General features: G+C 68.8%; 14 protein-coding genes and 2 rRNA genes (1 of these 16 running past the window's edge). 7 read left to right on the forward strand and 9 right to left on the reverse strand.

Features of this window, described 5'->3' with window-relative positions; translation table 11 throughout:
- Nucleotides 1-1,713 (forward strand): 23S ribosomal RNA (locus OZ403_RS01525); it begins 1,250 nt to the left of the window's first position.
- A gap of 160 nt (nucleotides 1,714-1,873) precedes the next feature.
- A 5S ribosomal RNA gene (gene rrf, locus OZ403_RS01530) occupies nucleotides 1,874-1,990 on the forward strand.
- Between the two features lie 76 nt (nucleotides 1,991-2,066).
- Here the strand turns inward: rrf and OZ403_RS01535 are convergent.
- The 3 genes from OZ403_RS01535 to OZ403_RS01545 form a co-directional block, all read right to left on the reverse strand.
- Nucleotides 2,067-2,681, reverse strand: a complete 615-nt coding sequence (locus OZ403_RS01535) for a DedA family protein (protein ID WP_268783300.1) — start codon at nucleotides 2,679-2,681, stop codon at nucleotides 2,067-2,069.
- 20 nt (nucleotides 2,682-2,701) lie between these two features.
- Nucleotides 2,702-3,862, reverse strand: a complete 1,161-nt coding sequence (locus OZ403_RS01540) for an AI-2E family transporter (protein ID WP_140796991.1) — start codon at nucleotides 3,860-3,862, stop codon at nucleotides 2,702-2,704.
- A 135-nt stretch (nucleotides 3,863-3,997) separates the two neighbouring features.
- Nucleotides 3,998-4,522, reverse strand: a complete 525-nt coding sequence (locus OZ403_RS01545) for a phage tail protein (protein WP_140786770.1) — start codon at nucleotides 4,520-4,522, stop codon at nucleotides 3,998-4,000.
- Nucleotides 4,523-4,928: 406 nt separating this feature from the next.
- On the opposite strand from OZ403_RS01545, the gene OZ403_RS01550 reads away from it, so the two are divergent.
- On the forward strand, nucleotides 4,929-6,776 hold the full coding sequence (locus OZ403_RS01550; RefSeq protein WP_261344755.1) for a collagen-like protein: 1,848 nt from the start codon (nucleotides 4,929-4,931) through the stop codon (nucleotides 6,774-6,776).
- Between the two features lie 86 nt (nucleotides 6,777-6,862).
- Here the strand turns inward: OZ403_RS01550 and OZ403_RS01555 are convergent, their stop codons facing one another.
- Nucleotides 6,863-7,372 carry a GNAT family N-acetyltransferase gene (locus OZ403_RS01555; RefSeq protein ID WP_140873026.1) on the reverse strand — a complete coding sequence of 170 codons (510 nt, stop codon included), beginning with the start codon at nucleotides 7,370-7,372 and terminating at the stop codon, nucleotides 6,863-6,865.
- Between the two features lie 165 nt (nucleotides 7,373-7,537).
- Here OZ403_RS01555 and OZ403_RS01560 point away from each other — a divergent pair, with 165 nt between their 5' ends.
- Both OZ403_RS01560 and OZ403_RS01565 read left to right on the forward strand, forming a co-directional pair.
- A complete protein-coding gene (locus OZ403_RS01560) occupies nucleotides 7,538-8,056 on the forward strand; it encodes a hypothetical protein (protein ID WP_174258602.1) in 519 nt (172 codons plus the stop codon).
- A gap of 415 nt (nucleotides 8,057-8,471) precedes the next feature.
- Nucleotides 8,472-9,227: a DUF1338 domain-containing protein gene (locus OZ403_RS01565; protein ID WP_140852866.1), complete on the forward strand. Its 756-nt coding sequence runs from the start codon at nucleotides 8,472-8,474 to the stop codon at nucleotides 9,225-9,227.
- A 7-nt stretch (nucleotides 9,228-9,234) separates the two neighbouring features.
- Here OZ403_RS01565 and OZ403_RS01570 read toward each other — a convergent pair whose 3' ends face one another.
- From OZ403_RS01570 to OZ403_RS01580, 3 genes are read right to left on the reverse strand one after another with little or no spacing between them, the layout of a single operon-like run.
- The gene (locus OZ403_RS01570; RefSeq protein WP_140786773.1) at nucleotides 9,235-9,825 is read right to left on the reverse strand and encodes a GNAT family N-acetyltransferase; all 591 of its coding nucleotides are present in this window, start codon (nucleotides 9,823-9,825) and stop codon (nucleotides 9,235-9,237) included.
- A 23-nt stretch (nucleotides 9,826-9,848) separates the two neighbouring features.
- On the reverse strand, nucleotides 9,849-11,078 hold the full coding sequence (locus OZ403_RS01575) for an OmpA family protein (RefSeq protein WP_268783301.1): 1,230 nt from the start codon (nucleotides 11,076-11,078) through the stop codon (nucleotides 9,849-9,851).
- A gap of 28 nt (nucleotides 11,079-11,106) precedes the next feature.
- Nucleotides 11,107-11,466: a DUF4398 domain-containing protein gene (locus tag OZ403_RS01580; RefSeq protein WP_140786775.1), complete on the reverse strand. Its 360-nt coding sequence runs from the start codon at nucleotides 11,464-11,466 to the stop codon at nucleotides 11,107-11,109.
- A 219-nt stretch (nucleotides 11,467-11,685) separates the two neighbouring features.
- Here OZ403_RS01580 and OZ403_RS01585 point away from each other — a divergent pair, with 219 nt between their 5' ends.
- Nucleotides 11,686-12,570, forward strand: coding sequence for a 5'-3' exonuclease (locus OZ403_RS01585; protein ID WP_268783302.1), 885 nt, complete (start codon nucleotides 11,686-11,688; stop codon nucleotides 12,568-12,570).
- Nucleotides 12,571-12,574: 4 nt separating this feature from the next.
- On the opposite strand, the gene OZ403_RS01590 is transcribed toward OZ403_RS01585, so the two are convergent.
- A complete protein-coding gene (locus OZ403_RS01590; RefSeq protein WP_268783303.1) occupies nucleotides 12,575-14,641 on the reverse strand; it encodes a hybrid sensor histidine kinase/response regulator in 2,067 nt (688 codons plus the stop codon).
- Between the two features lie 163 nt (nucleotides 14,642-14,804).
- Between OZ403_RS01590 and OZ403_RS01595 the strand changes: the two genes are divergently transcribed.
- On the forward strand, nucleotides 14,805-15,245 hold the full coding sequence (locus tag OZ403_RS01595) for a group II truncated hemoglobin (protein WP_140786778.1): 441 nt from the start codon (nucleotides 14,805-14,807) through the stop codon (nucleotides 15,243-15,245).
- Between the two features lie 20 nt (nucleotides 15,246-15,265).
- Here OZ403_RS01595 and OZ403_RS01600 read toward each other — a convergent pair whose 3' ends face one another.
- On the reverse strand, nucleotides 15,266-16,195 hold the full coding sequence (locus OZ403_RS01600; RefSeq protein ID WP_268783304.1) for an acyl-CoA desaturase: 930 nt from the start codon (nucleotides 16,193-16,195) through the stop codon (nucleotides 15,266-15,268).
- Between the last annotated feature and the right edge of the window lie 7 nt (nucleotides 16,196-16,202).

Below are 16,202 nucleotides of genomic sequence, written 5' to 3' on the forward strand. Positions count from 1 at the left end.
GAGCGTCCCAGTTGCAGCGAAGGTCGACTGAAAAGGCGGCTGGAGCGACTGGGAGTGCTGATGCCGAAATGAGTAGCGATAAAGGGGGTGAGAAACCCCCTCGCCGTAAGCCCAAGGTTTCCTGGGTCAAGTTAATCTTCCCAGGGTTAGTCGGAACCTAAGCCGAGGCCGAAAGGCGTAGGTGATGGAAAGCGGGTTAATATTCCTGCACCATCTTGTGAGCGTTGAACTAAGGGAGGACGGAGAAAGCTAGGCGAGCTGACCGGTGGTTGTGTCAGTCTAAAGGTGTAGGGGTGTCGCGTACGAATAAAGGCGCGGCAGTTATCCCCGAGACTCCATGGCGCCCCGTAAGGGGTAAGTCGCTGATGCTCTGCTTCCAAGAAAAGTCCCGTAGGGAGCTTGCAGGGTGTCCGTACCGTAAACCGACACAGGTGGGCGAGGAGAAAATCCTAAGGCGCTTGAGAGAACTCTCCTCCAAGGAACTAGGCAAATTTCCACCGTAACTTCGGAAGAAGGTGGGCCTCTGGTAGGTGAAGGCGTACAGCCGGAGCTGAGAGAGGTTGCAGAGAAATGGCGGTAGCGACTGTTTACCAAAAACACAGGACTCTGCGAAGGCGACAAGCCGACGTATAGGGTCTGACTCCTGCCCGGTGCTGGAAGGTTAAGGGGATTCGTCAGCCGCAAGGTGAAGCGATGATCCGAAGCCCCAGTAAACGGCGGCCGTAACTATAACGGTCCTAAGGTAGCGAAATTCCTTGTCGGGTAAGTTCCGACCTGCACGAATGGAGTAACGACTTCCGCGCTGTCTCGGAGAGGGACTCAGCGAAATTGAAATAGCTGTGCCGATGCAGTTTACCCGCAGCAAGACGGAAAGACCCCGTGAACCTTTACTATAACTTGACAGTGACACTAGGGATTGACTGTGTAGGATAGGTGGGAGCCTTTGAAGCCGGGCCGCTAGGTTCGGTGGAGGCAACGGTGAAATACCACCCTGTTGATTTCTGGTGTCTAACCATGTCCCGTCAGCCGGGATTGGGACACTGTCTGGTGGGTAGTTTGACTGGGGCGGTCGCCTCCCAAAAAGTAACGGAGGCGCGCGATGGTTCCCTCAGCCCGATTGGAAACCGGGCGTCGAGTGCAATGGCATAAGGGAGCTTGACTGCGAGACGGACACGTCGAGCAGGTGCGAAAGCAGGTCATAGTGATCCGGTGGTCCTGAATGGAAGGGCCATCGCTCAACGGATAAAAGGTACTCCGGGGATAACAGGCTTATCTCCCCCAAGAGTTCACATCGACGGGGAGGTTTGGCACCTCGATGTCGGCTCATCGCATCCTGGGGCTGGAGCAGGTCCCAAGGGTTTGGCTGTTCGCCAATTAAAGCGGTACGCGAGCTGGGTTCAAAACGTCGTGAGACAGTTTGGTCCCTATCTGCTGTGGGCGTAGGATACTTGAGAGGCTCTGACCTTAGTACGAGAGGACCGGGTTGGAGGCACCGCTGGTGTACCAGTTGTCTCGCCAGAGGCATCGCTGGGTAGCCATGTGCCGATTGGATAACCGCTGAAAGCATCTAAGCGGGAAACCGACCTCAAGACCAGGTATCCCGGGCGCAAGCCCCTGAAGACCCGTCGAAGACTACGACGTTGATAGGCCGGGTGTGTAAGCGTGGTAACACGTTCAGCTAACCGGTACTAATTGGTCGTGAGGCTTACTTTCCCCATTCTCTTGCATGCCCCCTCAAGGGGAGTAAGGGACTCGGGGCCAAGGCCGAGGCTCGAGTGCTTCACGCACTCGCCTGGAAGACTGAAATACGCACAGCGAGACTTCGCTTAGTAGAAATTCGAAACTTACCCTTTGTATGCACTGTCGCTTGTTTTCCGGTGGCTATGTCGGAGGGGTCCCACCCGTTCCCATCCCGAACACGGAAGTTAAGCCCTCCAGAGCCGATGGTACTTCGCGGGAAACCGCGCGGGAGAGTAGGTCGCTGCCGGATTCTTTTTGAGAAACCCCCGGTGTCCCTCGTGGACACCGGGGGTTTTCTGTTTTGGGCGTCTTGGGTTTTCCGCGCCTCACCGCGAGCGTTGGGCCAGGCGCCGCGTGCGCAGCCGGCGCACGCCCCCCACCGCCAGCAGCGCCGCCGTGGTGGCCAGCACCAACAGGTGCTCGGCCCGCGCGGCTCCTTTCGCCACCGCGTCCACGCTGTGTGAGAAGGCGTAGCCCAACCCCACCACCACCGGGGCGCTGAGGAATAGCGCCAACCCGTCCCACAGCAGGAAGTGGCGCAGTCGCATGCCCTGCACCGCGGCCATGATGAACACCGCTCCGCGCAGCACCGAGAGAAAGCGCCCCACGAAGACGCAGCGCCCGCCGTGGCGCGCGTAGAGCTGGGCCAGTCGCTCGCGGCGCTCAGGCGGCAGGAGCTTCTTCATCCGTGGATGCTCGTACAGCGCGGGCCCCAACCTTCGAGCGGTGAGGAAGAGGGCCGTGTCTCCGCAGAGCACTCCGGCCACCGCGACCGCGGCCGCCAGGGAGATGGGCAGGACGTCCCGGTGCGCGAGGATGCCCAGCGACAGCAGCACCAGGTCCTCTGGAATGGGCACCCCCAAGCCTCCGGCGACGAGGGCGGCGAAGAGCAGGGCCGCTGTGCCATGGGTCAGCAGCCACGGGAGTGGACCTGCGGCCATCGTGTCCCCCTTTCAGGGCGTCATTCAGGTTCCGCGGGGGGGATTGTGCGCGCCGCCCTGCGCTCCTGCCGGAAGAGGAGGACCTCCCGGGAGATGATTTGAAGGGTCGCGGCCACGGGCACCGCCACCACCGCGCCCACGATGCCGGCCAGCTCCGCGCAGAACAGGACTGCCAGGAGGACGAGCAGCGGATTGACGTGGACCGTACGTCGGAAGACGAGTGGGGCCAGCACGTTGCCCTCGAGGGGCCCGTACAACAGGAAGTAGGCGAGCGCGGCCGCCGCCGCCCAGATTCCCTGCGTGGCCCACGTCAGCAAGGTGATGACGCCCCCAGCGATGAGCGGCCCCACATAGGGAACCAGGCTGGAGAAGCCACTGGCGATACCCAAGGGCAGGAAGTACGGCAAGCCCAGGAGCGCCAGCGTCACCGTGGTCAGGGTGGCGTTGATGGTGCAGATGAGCGCCAGCCCGGACAGGTAGCCGCCCGTGGCGCTGTAGACGTTGTGGAAGACCCGGACGTATCGCATCCGGTGCTCGGGGCCGACCAGGGCCAGCCCCCTGCGAATCAGGTCTCCTCCGAATGTCAGCATGAACACGACGAGGAAGAAGACGGTGAGGGCCGAGATGACCACCCCCACCACGCCTCCGATGGCTCGGATGAGCAGCGTAGGCAGGGCGCCGGTGGCGAGCCGGGGAGTTGCTTCCTCCAACCGTCGCGCCCAGCCGAGCGCCTGCAGCCGGTCGCTGAGCACCTGGATGGGCCGAGAGCTCCGCAGTTCCTCCATCAGCTGCGGCCACTGGCGAACCAGGGCGTCCAACTGGTCCGCCGCGGCGGGAATCACGAGCAGCGCGAGGGCGGCGACGATGACCAGCAATGTCGTCATCACCAGGGCGATGGCGGCCAGCCGAGGCAGCCTGCCGCGCTCCAATCGCGCGACGCCATGTTCCAACGCGAGCGCCAGGATGGTGGCGATGCCCGTCAGTGTCAGTGCCACCCGCGTCTTCGCCATGAAGGTGACGAGCACGACCACCGCGAGCACGGAAGCGCAGACGGTGAACACCGTCGTCGGTGTGACTTGCGAGCGTTGTCCCCCGCCGTCTCGCTTCGCCACCACCGCCCACGCTCCCGTGCCGTATCGCTGCCACCGACGTGCCCACCCTGCCAGGAACGGGCTACCCACCCCGCCGTTCAGGGTCGGTGCGGACCTGGACGGGTGTTTCGTGGGGATGGATTCGCGGCGGCCGTCCTCGTGGCCCCGCTGCGCCTCGCACACCTGAATGGAGCGAGGCGCTGAGCCCTTGGGGCTCACGGTGTGTCAGTTGCGCGACGGGAAGATGCCTTCCAGCGCGATGATGAAGTTGATGCACAAGAAGGGCGACATGTTGTTGTGCGGCTGGCTTCCGCCCGCGACGCCGATGGCCGCGGGGTTCATGGTCCCGTCGATGGGGGCAGCCCGGTAGTTGAGCACGGTCGCCGTGGAGTCCGCCGCGAGCACGGTACCAATGGGCGTTTCCGTATCGCCGTGCTGGCTGCTCACATTCAGGGTGTGATTGTGCGCCGGCATCTGAGTCGAAATCAGCGTCACGGTTTCAGCTCCACCCTGTTCGCCCAGCGTGCGGGGGGACAGGCCGGGGCCCTGGCCCGGCTGCATGGGATAGCGGCCACGCAAATCCGGCAGAGCGAACGTCGTCTGCCCATTGCCTCCATAGGTGGTGCCAAGAATGGAGAAGAGCGCCGTGTTCTGGGCGATGGAGAGAAGCTGCCCCTGGCAGAATGCCCAGCCCCGCGGAGCGAAGTTGCCTGCGAACATCATGACCTGACCGATGAAGGGCTCTGACACGTGCGTCTACCTTTCGAGGAGAGGACTGCCTGACTGCGCCTGCTGCGCTTCCTCCCTGAGCAAAGGTCCGGCCAGCGCTGAAATCGCGCGTGTTTCATGTGCGTGTGACGGCGGCATGCAATGAAACGTGAGGCGCGGTGTCTCCATGTCTCGCTGTGTCACGCGCGCTCGTGCGTCCGGTACAGACGCGCATGCGTCCGGCCCAGACGCCGCGGCGGATCCGCGTGCCGATGAAACGCGGGTGCGTCTGACCCGGACGCCGGGGCAATGTCTCGTGGGTTCTCTCCCACGAGAGAATCTGCCCGGTTACCGCCGAACCTCCTGAGGCCGCCCCGGTCTTCTTGGCGTGGCGTGCGGCTTGCTCAGAGGCCCGCGGCATGACGTTTCACGACGAGGAGGCCGGCAGATGACGCAAGAGAACTGGCGACGCCCGCTGTATCAGAAGTGGTTTCAGGCGCTTCCGTTGACGGCACTGCTGGTGCTGTCGGCGTGTGAGGAAGGCACGCCGGGACCTCAGGGGCCGCAAGGTCCTGCCGGTCCCGCGGGCGCAGAAGGCCCTCCGGGAGCGCCGGGCGCCGAGGGGCCCGTTGGTCCTCAGGGCGAGCCAGGTGCGCCTGGTGCTACGGGCCCACAGGGGCCGCAAGGTCCTCCGGGCCCGGCAGGCGGGCCGGAGGGACCTCCGGGGCTGACGGCGCTGGTCCGGACCGACGCCGAACCCTCCGGTGAGAACTGCGCCCAGGCGGGTGTGGTGGTGGAGACGGGCATCGACCTCAACCGGAACGGTCAGTTGGAGGATGAGGAGGTCGACGCCTCGCTGACCCGTTACGTGTGCAACGGGGCACAGGGGCTCACGGGGCCCGAGGGGCCGCAGGGCGCCATGGGCCCGCAGGGCCTCCGTGGTGAGCAGGGCGTGCAGGGGCCAACCGGTCTTCAGGGTGAGACGGGCATGCAGGGTGACCGGGGACCGGAGGGGCCCGCTGGCGCGGTGGGACCTGCTGGGCCGGCGGGACCGCAGGGCTCCGTAGGACCTGAGGGCCCGGTGGGCCCAGCGGGTGCCACGGGTCCCCAGGGTGATGTCGGTCTGGGCACGGTGACGCGGACCACCGTGGAGCCGGCGGCCGGCAATTGCGCCACCGGTGGCGTGCGGCTGGAGATGGGTGTCGACGCCAACCGCAATGGGACGCTGGATGCAGGCGAGGAGAATGTCGCGCTCACCCGCTTCGTGTGCAACGGGCCGGCGGGACCGCAGGGCGGGCAAGGTCCTGCGGGCGCGACGGGTCCTGACGGGGCCCAGGGCCCTTCGGGACCGGTTGGTCCGCAGGGCCCTCAAGGTCCGCAGGGGCCCACGGGCTCGCTGGGCGCCTACGGTGACGGGTCGGCTGGAGCGTACAACGTCCCCAGCGGCAACACCGTCGATCTGACCACGGCCGCTGGCTACAATACGTTGGCCGGCCGGCAGCACCTCCAGTTCGCGAACGTCACCATCTCCGGCACGTTGATTGTCCCGAGTGGAACGGTCATCCGGGCCACTGGTGACGTCACCGTCAACGGTACGATCATCGTGGACCCCAGTGCCGAGGACAACGGAACCGGGCCCGCGGAGGCGGGTGTGGCGCGTGCGGCCGCAGGCGAGCCCCAAGGAGGGCGTGGGCTGTTGCCGCTCCAGGCCGCGCAACTCCTGCGACCCGGCGGCCTGGGCGGCGGCGCGGGGGCCAAGCAGGCCGGGGTGACCGGTGGCCGGGGTGGCGGCTCCCTGGTCATTCTCGCGCAGGGAGCGATCCGCATTCCCCCGGGGGGCGCCATCAATGCCAATGGTGAGGCTGGTGGGACCGCCGCCAACCTGCCCGGCTCGGGCGGTGGCGCGGGGGGCGCCATCGTCCTCGTGGGCAAGGGCTCCATCACCGTGGGGGGATTCGTTCGAGCGGTGGGGGCCAATGGTGGCGCTGGCAACAACGCGGGGGGCGCGGGCAAGGGCGGTGGCGGCGGCGGCGGCGGTGGCATCGTCCAGCTCCTCTCCACCACGACGCCCAGCGTGACAGGCGGCATCGTCGTGACCGCGGGCGCCGCGGGCGCCACCGCGAATCCCACGGGCGCAAGCCAGGCCATCACCGCGGGCGGTGGGGGCGGCGCGTGCGGTGGAAATGGTGGCTCGGGCGGTGGCGGGACGCTGGTCGCGCCTCAGCCGTCCGAGGCGGGGGCCGCCGGATATGACCTCCGGACCATCACGCCCACGCCGGAGAACGTGTTCCTGTAGGTCCTGGCGGTTTGGGGGGATGCGGCGGCTCGCGGGCAATCAGCTCGCGGGCCGTTCGTGTTTCCGGAGCATGGTTCCGCTGTGCATCAGTCCTGACGTGGCGCGGGGTTCCACGTCATGGCGACGTAAGGGGCGGCGGCCTCCTCGGGAGGCTCGGCGTCCACCTCGAAGCCCAGGCGCTCGTACAGCCTGCGCGCGGGGTTGGTTCGTAGCACTCGCAGCCGGAGGGGGACGCCTGCATTGCCGGCCTCGTCCCGCACCTGGGTCAGCAGCCGGGTCCCCACGCCGCTGCCTTGGTGCGCGGGCAACAAGGCGATGTCCACCACCCGCCACGCCGCCGCGTCTTTCGCGACCAGCAGGCGCCCCACGGGTTGGCCTTGGAGACACACCACCTGGTGGTCGGCGCGAGGATGGCGGGCCGCCCAATCGTGGGACTGCGCCATCCACTGCATGCGGAGGAATGCGTCGCGCTGCGCGGGCGCCCAGCCCCATGCGGCGAGCTCGGACTCCCGGGTGCTGGCGTACAGCGCGAAGAGGAAGGGTTCGTCCGAGGCCGTCGCGGCGCGCAGGTCAATGGACACAGTGGCGAGCAGCATGGCTCGACGGGCGACGACACGTCCATCAGCGGACGGCCACCGCGGTGCGCCGTCATCCGCCCAACGGCGGATGCAAGCAGCGGTAAATCCGGACGTCCTGGCAATCGTGGTTGGACGTCAGACCCGGATGAGATTTTCGGGAGCAGTTCCCGAAGGAGCCACACGATGAAGAAGACGCGAGACGAGGCACTGAACCTCCAGGAAGCGGGGGACATGGAGGCGCGGTGGCGGGGCCTCGCCACCCAGTTGCTGGAGCTGGGGGACGACGCGATGGATGCGCAGCTGCTGGTGGCCTTCCGCGCCGCGCGTGAAGAAGGGGTGGTGCCTCCCGATGCGGGCTTCTTCCTGGTGGCCCACATCCTCACCTCCATGGCGGACGAGGCGATTGGTGACGAACCCCGCGTGTGCCGTCTGGCGCTGGAGCTGGAGTTGATGGAGCGTGAGTACGGCGTGGAGCAGGGCGTCTGGCTCAGCGGCGAGGAGACTCCACCCGAGGACTGGGAGGCCCTGCGCGCGGCGTATGAGGCCGCTTGCGACGAGGCCCGCGCCACCTTCTTCACGGCCTATGGCGAGGAGGAGATGGCCCGTCTCTACCTGGATGACCGCTTCTGCTTCCACCGCCGCTTCGAGAGCGGGCGCCGCTTCTTCCACGGACTGCCCATGCTTCCCGAGCATCTGCACTGACTCTCAGTTCTCAATTTCTCTCATTCAAATGATGTGAGCCGTCTTTCACGCATCTCAGGCGGAATGTTGCGGCTACAAAGTTTGGATTAGCAGGACTTCAAGCTAGCTCAACGCCGTGTTGGTGAGGCGGCTTGCGGCGTCCTGGCCTTTTCCTTCGCCACACCCTATTCCGGCGCTCGCTTCCGGGTGGCGGGTGGGGTGGCGGGGAAGAAGTCAATGCATACCATACCCTCGGTGTGAAGACTCGAAACTCCAAGGCGAGTCTTCAGCAGCTTCGCTGCTCGGCGGCGCGCGTCTCTGGCTGAAGTCCCCTCCAAGGACCCGGGGCCGCGCGCCGCCGCTCTTTTTTCCGCAGGACGGTGGCCCGGGCCGCCACGGCGGCCCTCGGCGAGTGGTGGCGTTAGATTCGCGCGCCATGACCACCGACTCCGCCCACCGTCTCCTGGACCTGCTGTGGGAGCGCTACGCTGCGGAGGTGCCCTATGCGCGCACCTTCGTGCAGCTCTCCGGGGGCCGCTTCCGCAATGACCACGTCGCGCTTCGCTCGCTGGCCCGGCCCGGTGGTGGCATCGCGCTCTTCTCGCAGCCCTTCATCCGGCTCGGCTGGAAGGCCGCGGGTGCGTACACCTTTCCGGATGCGCACCTGTCCGCCATCTATTTGTCACATCCGGCGGGGCTGCCCCGCATCTTCATCTCCGAGCTGAAGCAGGAGGAGCTGTCCCCACGCGCTCGCGAGCTGCTCGCCCGGCTGCCCGAGGACCCCGCGCCTCCCGAGGACGTGGATGCACTGGCCGCGTGGTTTGGCCCGCCGACACCGCCGGACGAGGCCGCGCTGCTGGAGCTGGAGAAGGAGTCCCAGTACGGCGCCTGGCTGCTCGCCTTCGGCCGCAAGGTGAACCACTTCACCGGCGCGGTGGACGACGTGGAGGCGTGGCAGAAGCGCATGCGTGAGGCCGGGGTGCCGATGAAGGCCGACATCGAGGGCGCGCCCGGGACGTCGCTGCGGCAGACGGCCACGCAGGCCGCGCCGCTGCCCGTGTTGCTCAAGGGCGGTGGCTCACGCTCGTGGCCCTACGCCTACTTCGAGATTGCCCAGCGCACGCCGGACTTCGACGGCTTCCTGGGCCCCCAGGCCCGGGCGCTCTTCGACATGACGAAGCGCGGCGAGTAGCCCCGGGTCATCTCCGCCGGCCAGGGGCAATCAGCGCGTTGAGGACGTGGTCGCGCCACTGGCCGTCGATGAGCAGGAGCTCCCGCGCGATGCCCTCTACCTGGAAGCCCAGGCGCTTCAGCACCGCGGCGCTACGCAGGTTCTCTGGCAGGTGGTTGGCCTGGAGGCGGTGCAGGCCCATGACGTTGAAGGCGTAGTCACACACTGCGCGCAGGGCCTCCGTCATCAGGCCCAGGCCTTCATGGTGGTGGTCCAGGCCGTAGCCCAGGTCCGCGGACTGAAACGGGCCGCGGCGGATGTTCGTGAGTGAGACGTTGCCGATGATGGGCGTCAACTGGACGGGCTGGTTTCGCGGCAGCAGGAACACGCGCAGAGACAGGTCGAGCCGGAAGTCCTCGCGGTCCTGCGCCAGCCGCGTGCGCCAGTACGTCACCGAGAAGAAGTTGGCCGGCCGTGCCGGCGACACGGTGGAGACGTGCTCCCGGTTCGCCTCGTGGTACGCGAGCACGCGCCACGCCGCATCCGGTGGGAGCTGCACCAGATGCAGGCGTTCGGTGCTCAGCAGGCTGGAAACTGCGTCTGGGCCCATGGCGGGCATTCAACCCCGGCGTCCGTTGGATTTCAGCGCCGGGGCGTCGTCGGGGACTGCGTGCCGCTGCCGCCGGTGGCCTCCTCTCCTTCGCGTGGGAGGATGATTTCCACGCGCCGGTTGTTGGCCCGGCCCTCGGGGGTGGAGTTGTTGGCGACGGGCCGGTACTCGCCCAGGCCGCGCACCTGGATGCGGTCGCGACTCACGCCCTGGCTGATGAGGAACTCCCGCACGTGCTCCGCCCGCCGGTAGGACAGGGCTTCGTTCATCGCGTCCGAGCCCATCGAGTCCGTGTGGCCTTCGATGACCATGGGACTGTCGGACACCTTGAGCGCGTTGGCCACCTCCGTCAGCTGCTCACGCGCAGCCGGGAGCAGGTCCACCGCGTTCGACGCGAACAGCACCTGTCCTGACATCGTCAGCACCAGGCCTCGCGCCTCCTCGCGGACCTTCACGTCGCGCGCCGTCGACTCCAGCTGCGTCAGGGCCTCCGTGGCGCGCTGTTCCGCGTCGAGCCTCGCCTGTCGCTCGCGTTCCAACTCCCGCTCCACCTGGCGCCGTGCCTCCTGCTCCGCTTCCAACTCCGCCGAGCGCTGGAGCAGTTCGTGGTTCTCCTGGGCCAGGCGCTGGGATTCAGTCTCGGCCCGCACCCGGCGCTGCTCTTCTTCCTGAAGCCGCGTGGTCTCCTCCGCCAGCCGCCGCGACTCCGCCTCCTGCTGCTGGGCCAACCGCCGCAGCTGTTCCGCCTCTTGCTGGCGCCGCTGGGCATCCATCCGCATGCGCTCGGCTTCCTGCTGCTGCGTCACGGCGTGCTGCCGGGCCTGTTGCTGTTGCTGGAGGGCCTGCAGCCGCTCACGCTCGGCCTGGGCGAGCTGCTGCCGGGCCGCACCCAGCTCCACCTGGGAGCGTTGCCATTGCCGCGCCTGGGCTTCCTGGAGCGTGGCCTGGGCCTCGGCCTGACGCCGCGCCGCCAGGTCCGCGGTGCCGCGTGTCCCCGCCGTCTCTGACTTGCGCAACGCCACGTAGGACAGCGAGCGGGTGCGAGGAGAGTCCTGGCTGCGGTCGTACTCCCGCTCGGCTTCCAGCAGCGCATCCCGCGCCGCCGCGACGTCGCGAGGGCGCTCACGGCCCTGGGGGCTGGTGGAGGCCTCCTGGTACGCCGCGCGCGCGTTGAGGAGTTCCTGTGGCGGTGGTGCGTGTGCACACCCCACGGCGGCCAGCGCCGTGACGCCAGCGAGGGCCTTCCATCCACGCTTCAGCATGTCGCTCTCTCCTGTCGAGGTTGTCTGCTCACGGCTGGCCGCGGCGCAGGGACTCCGCCTGGGCGGCCGTGCGTCGCGACTCGCGCTCCAGCGGGACGGCCCGGGCCAGCGCTTGCGCCAGCTCCGCGTCCGCCTCGGCCTGCATGAAGCGCAGCTCCGCGGCTTCCTGTTCGCCTTCCACCCACAGCCGCTCCGCGTCGGCAATCTGCTGCCGGGCGAACTCCAGGTGCAGGGCCGCTTCGGGGACTCGGGCGGCGCCAGCGCCTTCCGCCGCGCGCAGCGAGGCTTCCGCCTGCACGCGGTGCTCATTCGGCGCGGGTAACACCCGCCGCCCGGCGCATCCCACCATCGTCAGACCCAGCAGCACCGCCGCCAGCTTCAGGCGCATGGTTTCACCTCCTGCCGCTCGAGGACGTGGACACGCGTCAGGGCGCGCCCAGACGTAGAGGTGGGCCCTCGGAGACAGGCCGGCAATCCAACCGTGGCAGGGTTGGCCGAAGAGCGGGCGGGCAGCCTTGCCAGCGCATTACGTCTAGAGTGGGGGCTTCCCCTCACGGGCGCACCTGGGCACTGGCCGGCGTGCGTCACCGGGGGTAGAGAGGGCGACATGCGCCTGCACCTGGTCGACGGCACCTACGAGCTCTACCGCGCCCACTTCTCGCCCCGTCCGGGCCATGCCGCGCCGGATGGACAGGACGTGAAGGCCACGGTGGGGCTGCTGTCCTCGCTGCTCGCGTTGCTGCACGACGCGGACGAAGCGGTGACGCACGTGGCGGTGGCGTTCGACAACCCCATCCGCTCGTTCCGCAACGCGCTGTTCGACGGCTACAAGAGCGACGAGGGCGTGCCCCCGGAGCTGCACGCGCAGTTCGACCTGGCGGAGGATGCCGTGCGCGCGCTGGGCGTCACCGCGTGGTCCATGAAGGAGCAGGAGGCGGATGACGCGTTGGCCACCGCCGCGGCGCGCTGGGCGGACGCGGTGGAGCAGGTGCGGCTGCTCACGCCCGACAAGGATTTGGGCCAGTGCGTGCGTGGCAGCCGCGTGGTGCAGGTGGACCGGCGGCAGGAGAAGGTGCTCGACGAGGACGCGGTGCGCGCGAAGCTGGGTGTGCCGCCCGCGAGCGTGCCGGACCTGCTGGCGCTGATGGGTGACGCGGCGGATGGCATCCCCGGACTGCCGGGCTTTGGGGAGAAGGGCGCGTCGGCGCTGCTGAGCGCGCATGGCCACCTGGAGGACATCCCCGCGGAGGCGTCCGAGTGGAAGGTGCGTCCGCGGGGCGCGGAGAAGTTGGCCGCGACGCTGCGCGAGCACCGCGACGCCGCGCTGCTCTACCGCCGGCTGGCCACGCTGGTGACGGACGCGCCGCTGCCGGGTACGTCGTCGCTGGAGGACCTGGCGTGGAAGGGCGTGCCGGCCGCCGCGTACGAAGCGTTCTGTGACCGGCTGGGCCTGACGACGCTCAGGCGCCGTCCCAAGCGCTGGGCGCCCTGAGCGACTACCCCGCGGCCTCGTTGCCGTCCGGGCGCACGGGCAGCGCCGTGGGCGCATGACGCGGCAGCCGCACGGTGAAGGTGGTGCCCGTCTCCTCCTGGGAGTGCGCCTCCACCGTGCCACCGTGGGCCAGGACGATGCTGCGCACGATGTAGAGCCCCAGGCCGATGCTGCGCCGGCCCTGGTCCTCCGGGCGCACCGTGGCGCGCTCCAGCGGCTCGAAGATGCGCGGCTGCCGCTCCAGGGGAATCGCCGGGCCCAGGTTGTGGACCTCCAGCACGACGCCGTCGTCATCGCCCCGGGACGCCACTCGCACGGGCGTGCCGGGCGGGCTGTACTGCAAGGCATTGCCCACCAGGTTGCCAATGAGCTGCGCCAGCCGGTCCGGGTCCCACGTGCCCGCGCCGCTCCCGGTGCACTCCGTCTCCAGCCGGCGGTCGGGCCAACCGGCGTGCACCTCGTCCAGCACCGTGCGAACGACTTCATGCAGGTCCATGGGCTGGGGGTACACCGGAAGCCCCGTGCCCTGGCGCGCGCGGGTGAAGTCGAGCAGGTCGCGAATCATCCGCGTCGCGCGGTCGGCCGAGCTCCGGATTCGCTGGGCCTGACGCTCCTGCCGTTCATCCAGCGGTCCGCGCTGGAGCATCATGGCCACCGCCAGGGTGATGGCCCCCAGCGGGTTGCGCAGGTCATGGCTGACGATGCCGATGAGCTGCCGCTCGAAGTCCGCGCGGGCCTTCATCTGCTGCGCCAGCTCCGACTCCTTGCGCCGCGCCAGGACGGAGTCCGTGACTTCCACCGCGAACAGGATGACGGCCGCCAGCCGTCCGCTGGCATCCAGCATCGGCTGGTACATGAAGTCGAAGTAGCCCTCCGGCGGGGGGCCGCCGGGCACCTGGGCGATGCGCACGGGCAGCTCCCGCGCGCTGAAGGACTCGCCGGTGGCGAAGACGGTGTCCAGCAACTCGAGGACGTTCTGTCCCCCCAGCTCCGGCAGGGCCTCGCGGAGCGTGCGGCCCACCAGCGGCCGCTGGCCGAAGCGCTGCCTCAGCCGCGCGTTGGCCACCACGCAGCGCTGGTCCGGCACGCTCAGCACGCCGAGCAGCGCGGGCACCTGTTCGAAGAGGGTGGCCAGCATGGCGCGCTGCCGGTCCGATTCCTCCCGGGCACCGCGCTCCAGCTCCAGCAGCCGGGCCCGGGCGGCCTCGGCCTCCTGGCGCTCGGTGACATCCTGCATGGCGCCCACCACCTGCGTGGCCTTGTCCTGCGCGTCCCGGATGATGTGGCAGCGGTCCGCCACGTAGGCCCAGGAGCCGTCTCCGCGCTGGAAGCGGTAGGTGTCCTGCCACTCGTGCTCGGGGCCTTCCAAGGTGGCCTGGAGGCTGGCGACGACGCGCGCGCGGTCGTCCGGGTGCAGCCGTTCCTCCCACCAGCGATGCTCGTCCTGGATGGTGCCGGGGGCGTAGCCGAAGACTTCATGCAGGCTGCTCGTCCAGTCCGTGAGGCCCGTGCGCGGGTCCCACTCCCACACCGCGTCCCGCGTGGCGCGCGCCGCCAGCCGGAAGCGCAGCTCGCTGCGCCAGGCGCGCTCCTCTGCGGCCTGGACCTCCGTCAGGGTGCCTTCCAGCCGCCGGCGTCGCGCCCGTTCGTCCTCCAGCGTCTTGCGCCGGCTGCGCTCCCACTGCGCCAGGGCCTGGACGCGCGCGGCGAACTCCACCGGGCGGAAGGGCTTGAAGACGTAGTCGTTGGCCCCCGCGGCCAGGCCCTCCACCACGTCCTCCGCGCGCGTGTTCCCGGTGATCAGCAGGACGGGGACGTGCTCGGTGGCGGGATTACCGCGGACGAAACGGCAGACCTCCAGGCCCGACATGTCGGGCAGGTGCCAGTCCAGCACGAGCACCTCGGGCACGGGCCCCTGCGTCAGGCACTCCAGCAGCGAGGCCCCGTCCATGAACCCGGTGACCTTGCAGCAGGGCTCCAGCGCGCGGCAGATGGCCTGGGTCTCTATTGGACTGTCGTCGAGCACCCAGACCACAGGGGGGGAGTGTGCGGCGCGGGGGGAGAGGGGCACGGGTGGCCGGGGCTCTAGCAACCGCCTCTTGCCCAGGTCAAATCTTCCAGGGCGAGCAGACCCAGGACCGCTTGCCTCTCTGTCCGCCGGAGGTCAGCTGGGCGTTTGGAGGGGAATGACGAGTCTCCATGAACCCGGACGCTTCCGGCGGTAGAAAGAAACCATGTCCGTACAACTGAAGATGCCCACCGAAGACGACTGGGTGCCGAGCCCGGACGACCTGCCGTACCACCGGCTGGGCGGCACCGACGCGGCCATGGCCCTGGCCGAGGCTTTCTACGACGCCATGGACGCCCACGAACCGGAGTTGGCGCGCCTGCACGAACTGGACGCCGAGGGCCGGGTGAACCGCGGCACGCGCGAGCGGTTCGGCTTGTTCCTCGCGGGATGGCTGGGCGGGCCGCAGGACTACACGGAGCGTCATGGCCACCCCCGACTGCGCATGCGGCATGGCCACCTGCCCGTCGGCGTCGCCATGCGTGATGCGTGGATTCGCTCCATGCAGCGGGCCATGGACGCGCGGGGCATCACCGGGGGCCTGCGCCGCTTCCTCGATGAGCGCTTCGCCCACGTGGCGGACTTCCTGCGCAACGTCGAGGAGTGAAGCACTCCCACCTCGGAGCGTCAGGCCCGGCGTAGGGCGAGCACGCAGAGGCGCCGGGTCCGACGAGGCTCCGGGCGGCGCAGGCGTGCGCCCGGGCGCGGCGGCAGGTGGGCCAGCGACTTCACGTCATGCACCAGCCGCAGCGCGGCCAGTCCGCGCACGGCCCACCAGCCCGGGTCCGGCTGCCGCCACCCGAGCCCCATCTGCGCCGAGGCCGGGTAGACGTGGTGGGTGTTGTGCCACGACTCGCCCATGCTCAGCAGCGCCAGCCAGCCGGCGTTGCGCCCCTGTTCGGCGCAGCCCGGCAGTTCGTAGGGCTGCTCGCCCTCCACGTGGCTCACGTAATGGACGCACCAGAAGCCGTCCTGGGTGAGCGCCAGCCGCACCAGGATGCCCCAGGCCACCCAGGGCGCCCCGCCCAGCGCGTACAAGGCCAGGGCGAGCGGCACCTGGAGCCACACGCCCGCGCGCTCCAGCCCGCGGAAGAACACGTCCTGCGTCACATGGGGCGCCGCTGGCACGTCGGCGGCGCCGCTTCGCGGGTGCCAGGTGTGGAAGAGGGCGTAGGCCATGGCGCGCGTGAAGCCCTCGCGGTAGCCGAAGTAGGGGGGACAGTCCGCTTCCGGCTGGTTCTGGTGGAAGTCGCGCAGGTCATGCATGCGGCTCATCGCGATGGGGCCGCCCAGGCCGGCCAGGGTGCCGAGCAGCGCCAACGCGCGTTCCACAGGCGCCGAGGCACGAAAGGCCCGGTGGATGAGTCCCCGGTGCAGGCCCACCGACACGCCCAGGCACATCGTCACCGCGGTCAGCCCGGCGAACACCGCCGCCGCGCTCCACGAGAAGAAACAGGTGCCCCCCACCAGCGCTCCCGCGTGCAGGAGGCTCCAGCGCAGCACCTTGCCTCCGTCCAGCCTCGCCGTTCCCCACCGAGCGCTTCCTGTCTCCGCCATGGCCCGC

This window comes from Myxococcus sp. NMCA1 (genome assembly GCF_026810205.1).
Lineage (GTDB): Bacteria > Myxococcota > Myxococcia > Myxococcales > Myxococcaceae > Myxococcus > Myxococcus xanthus_A.

What these genes read in the sequence shown, in the direction of transcription:
- OZ403_RS01570 (WP_140786773.1), bottom strand. Translation starts at nt 9,825, where the DNA reads ATGCCCGCCATGGGCCCAGACGCAGTTTCCAGCCTGCTGAGCACCGAA.
- OZ403_RS01575 (WP_268783301.1), bottom strand. Translation starts at nt 11,078, where the DNA reads ATGCTGAAGCGTGGATGGAAGGCCCTCGCTGGCGTCACGGCGCTGGCC.
- OZ403_RS01600 (WP_268783304.1), bottom strand. Translation starts at nt 16,195, where the DNA reads ATGGCGGAGACAGGAAGCGCTCGGTGGGGAACGGCGAGGCTGGACGGA.
- OZ403_RS01595 (WP_140786778.1), top strand. Translation starts at nt 14,805, where the DNA reads ATGTCCGTACAACTGAAGATGCCCACCGAAGACGACTGGGTGCCGAGC.
- OZ403_RS01560 (WP_174258602.1), top strand. Translation starts at nt 7,538, where the DNA reads ATGAAGAAGACGCGAGACGAGGCACTGAACCTCCAGGAAGCGGGGGAC.
- OZ403_RS01550 (WP_261344755.1), top strand. Translation starts at nt 4,929, where the DNA reads ATGACGCAAGAGAACTGGCGACGCCCGCTGTATCAGAAGTGGTTTCAG.
- OZ403_RS01565 (WP_140852866.1), top strand. Translation starts at nt 8,472, where the DNA reads ATGACCACCGACTCCGCCCACCGTCTCCTGGACCTGCTGTGGGAGCGC.
- OZ403_RS01555 (WP_140873026.1), bottom strand. Translation starts at nt 7,372, where the DNA reads ATGCTGCTCGCCACTGTGTCCATTGACCTGCGCGCCGCGACGGCCTCG.
- OZ403_RS01580 (WP_140786775.1), bottom strand. Translation starts at nt 11,466, where the DNA reads ATGCGCCTGAAGCTGGCGGCGGTGCTGCTGGGTCTGACGATGGTGGGA.
- OZ403_RS01535 (WP_268783300.1), bottom strand. Translation starts at nt 2,681, where the DNA reads ATGGCCGCAGGTCCACTCCCGTGGCTGCTGACCCATGGCACAGCGGCC.
- OZ403_RS01585 (WP_268783302.1), top strand. Translation starts at nt 11,686, where the DNA reads ATGCGCCTGCACCTGGTCGACGGCACCTACGAGCTCTACCGCGCCCAC.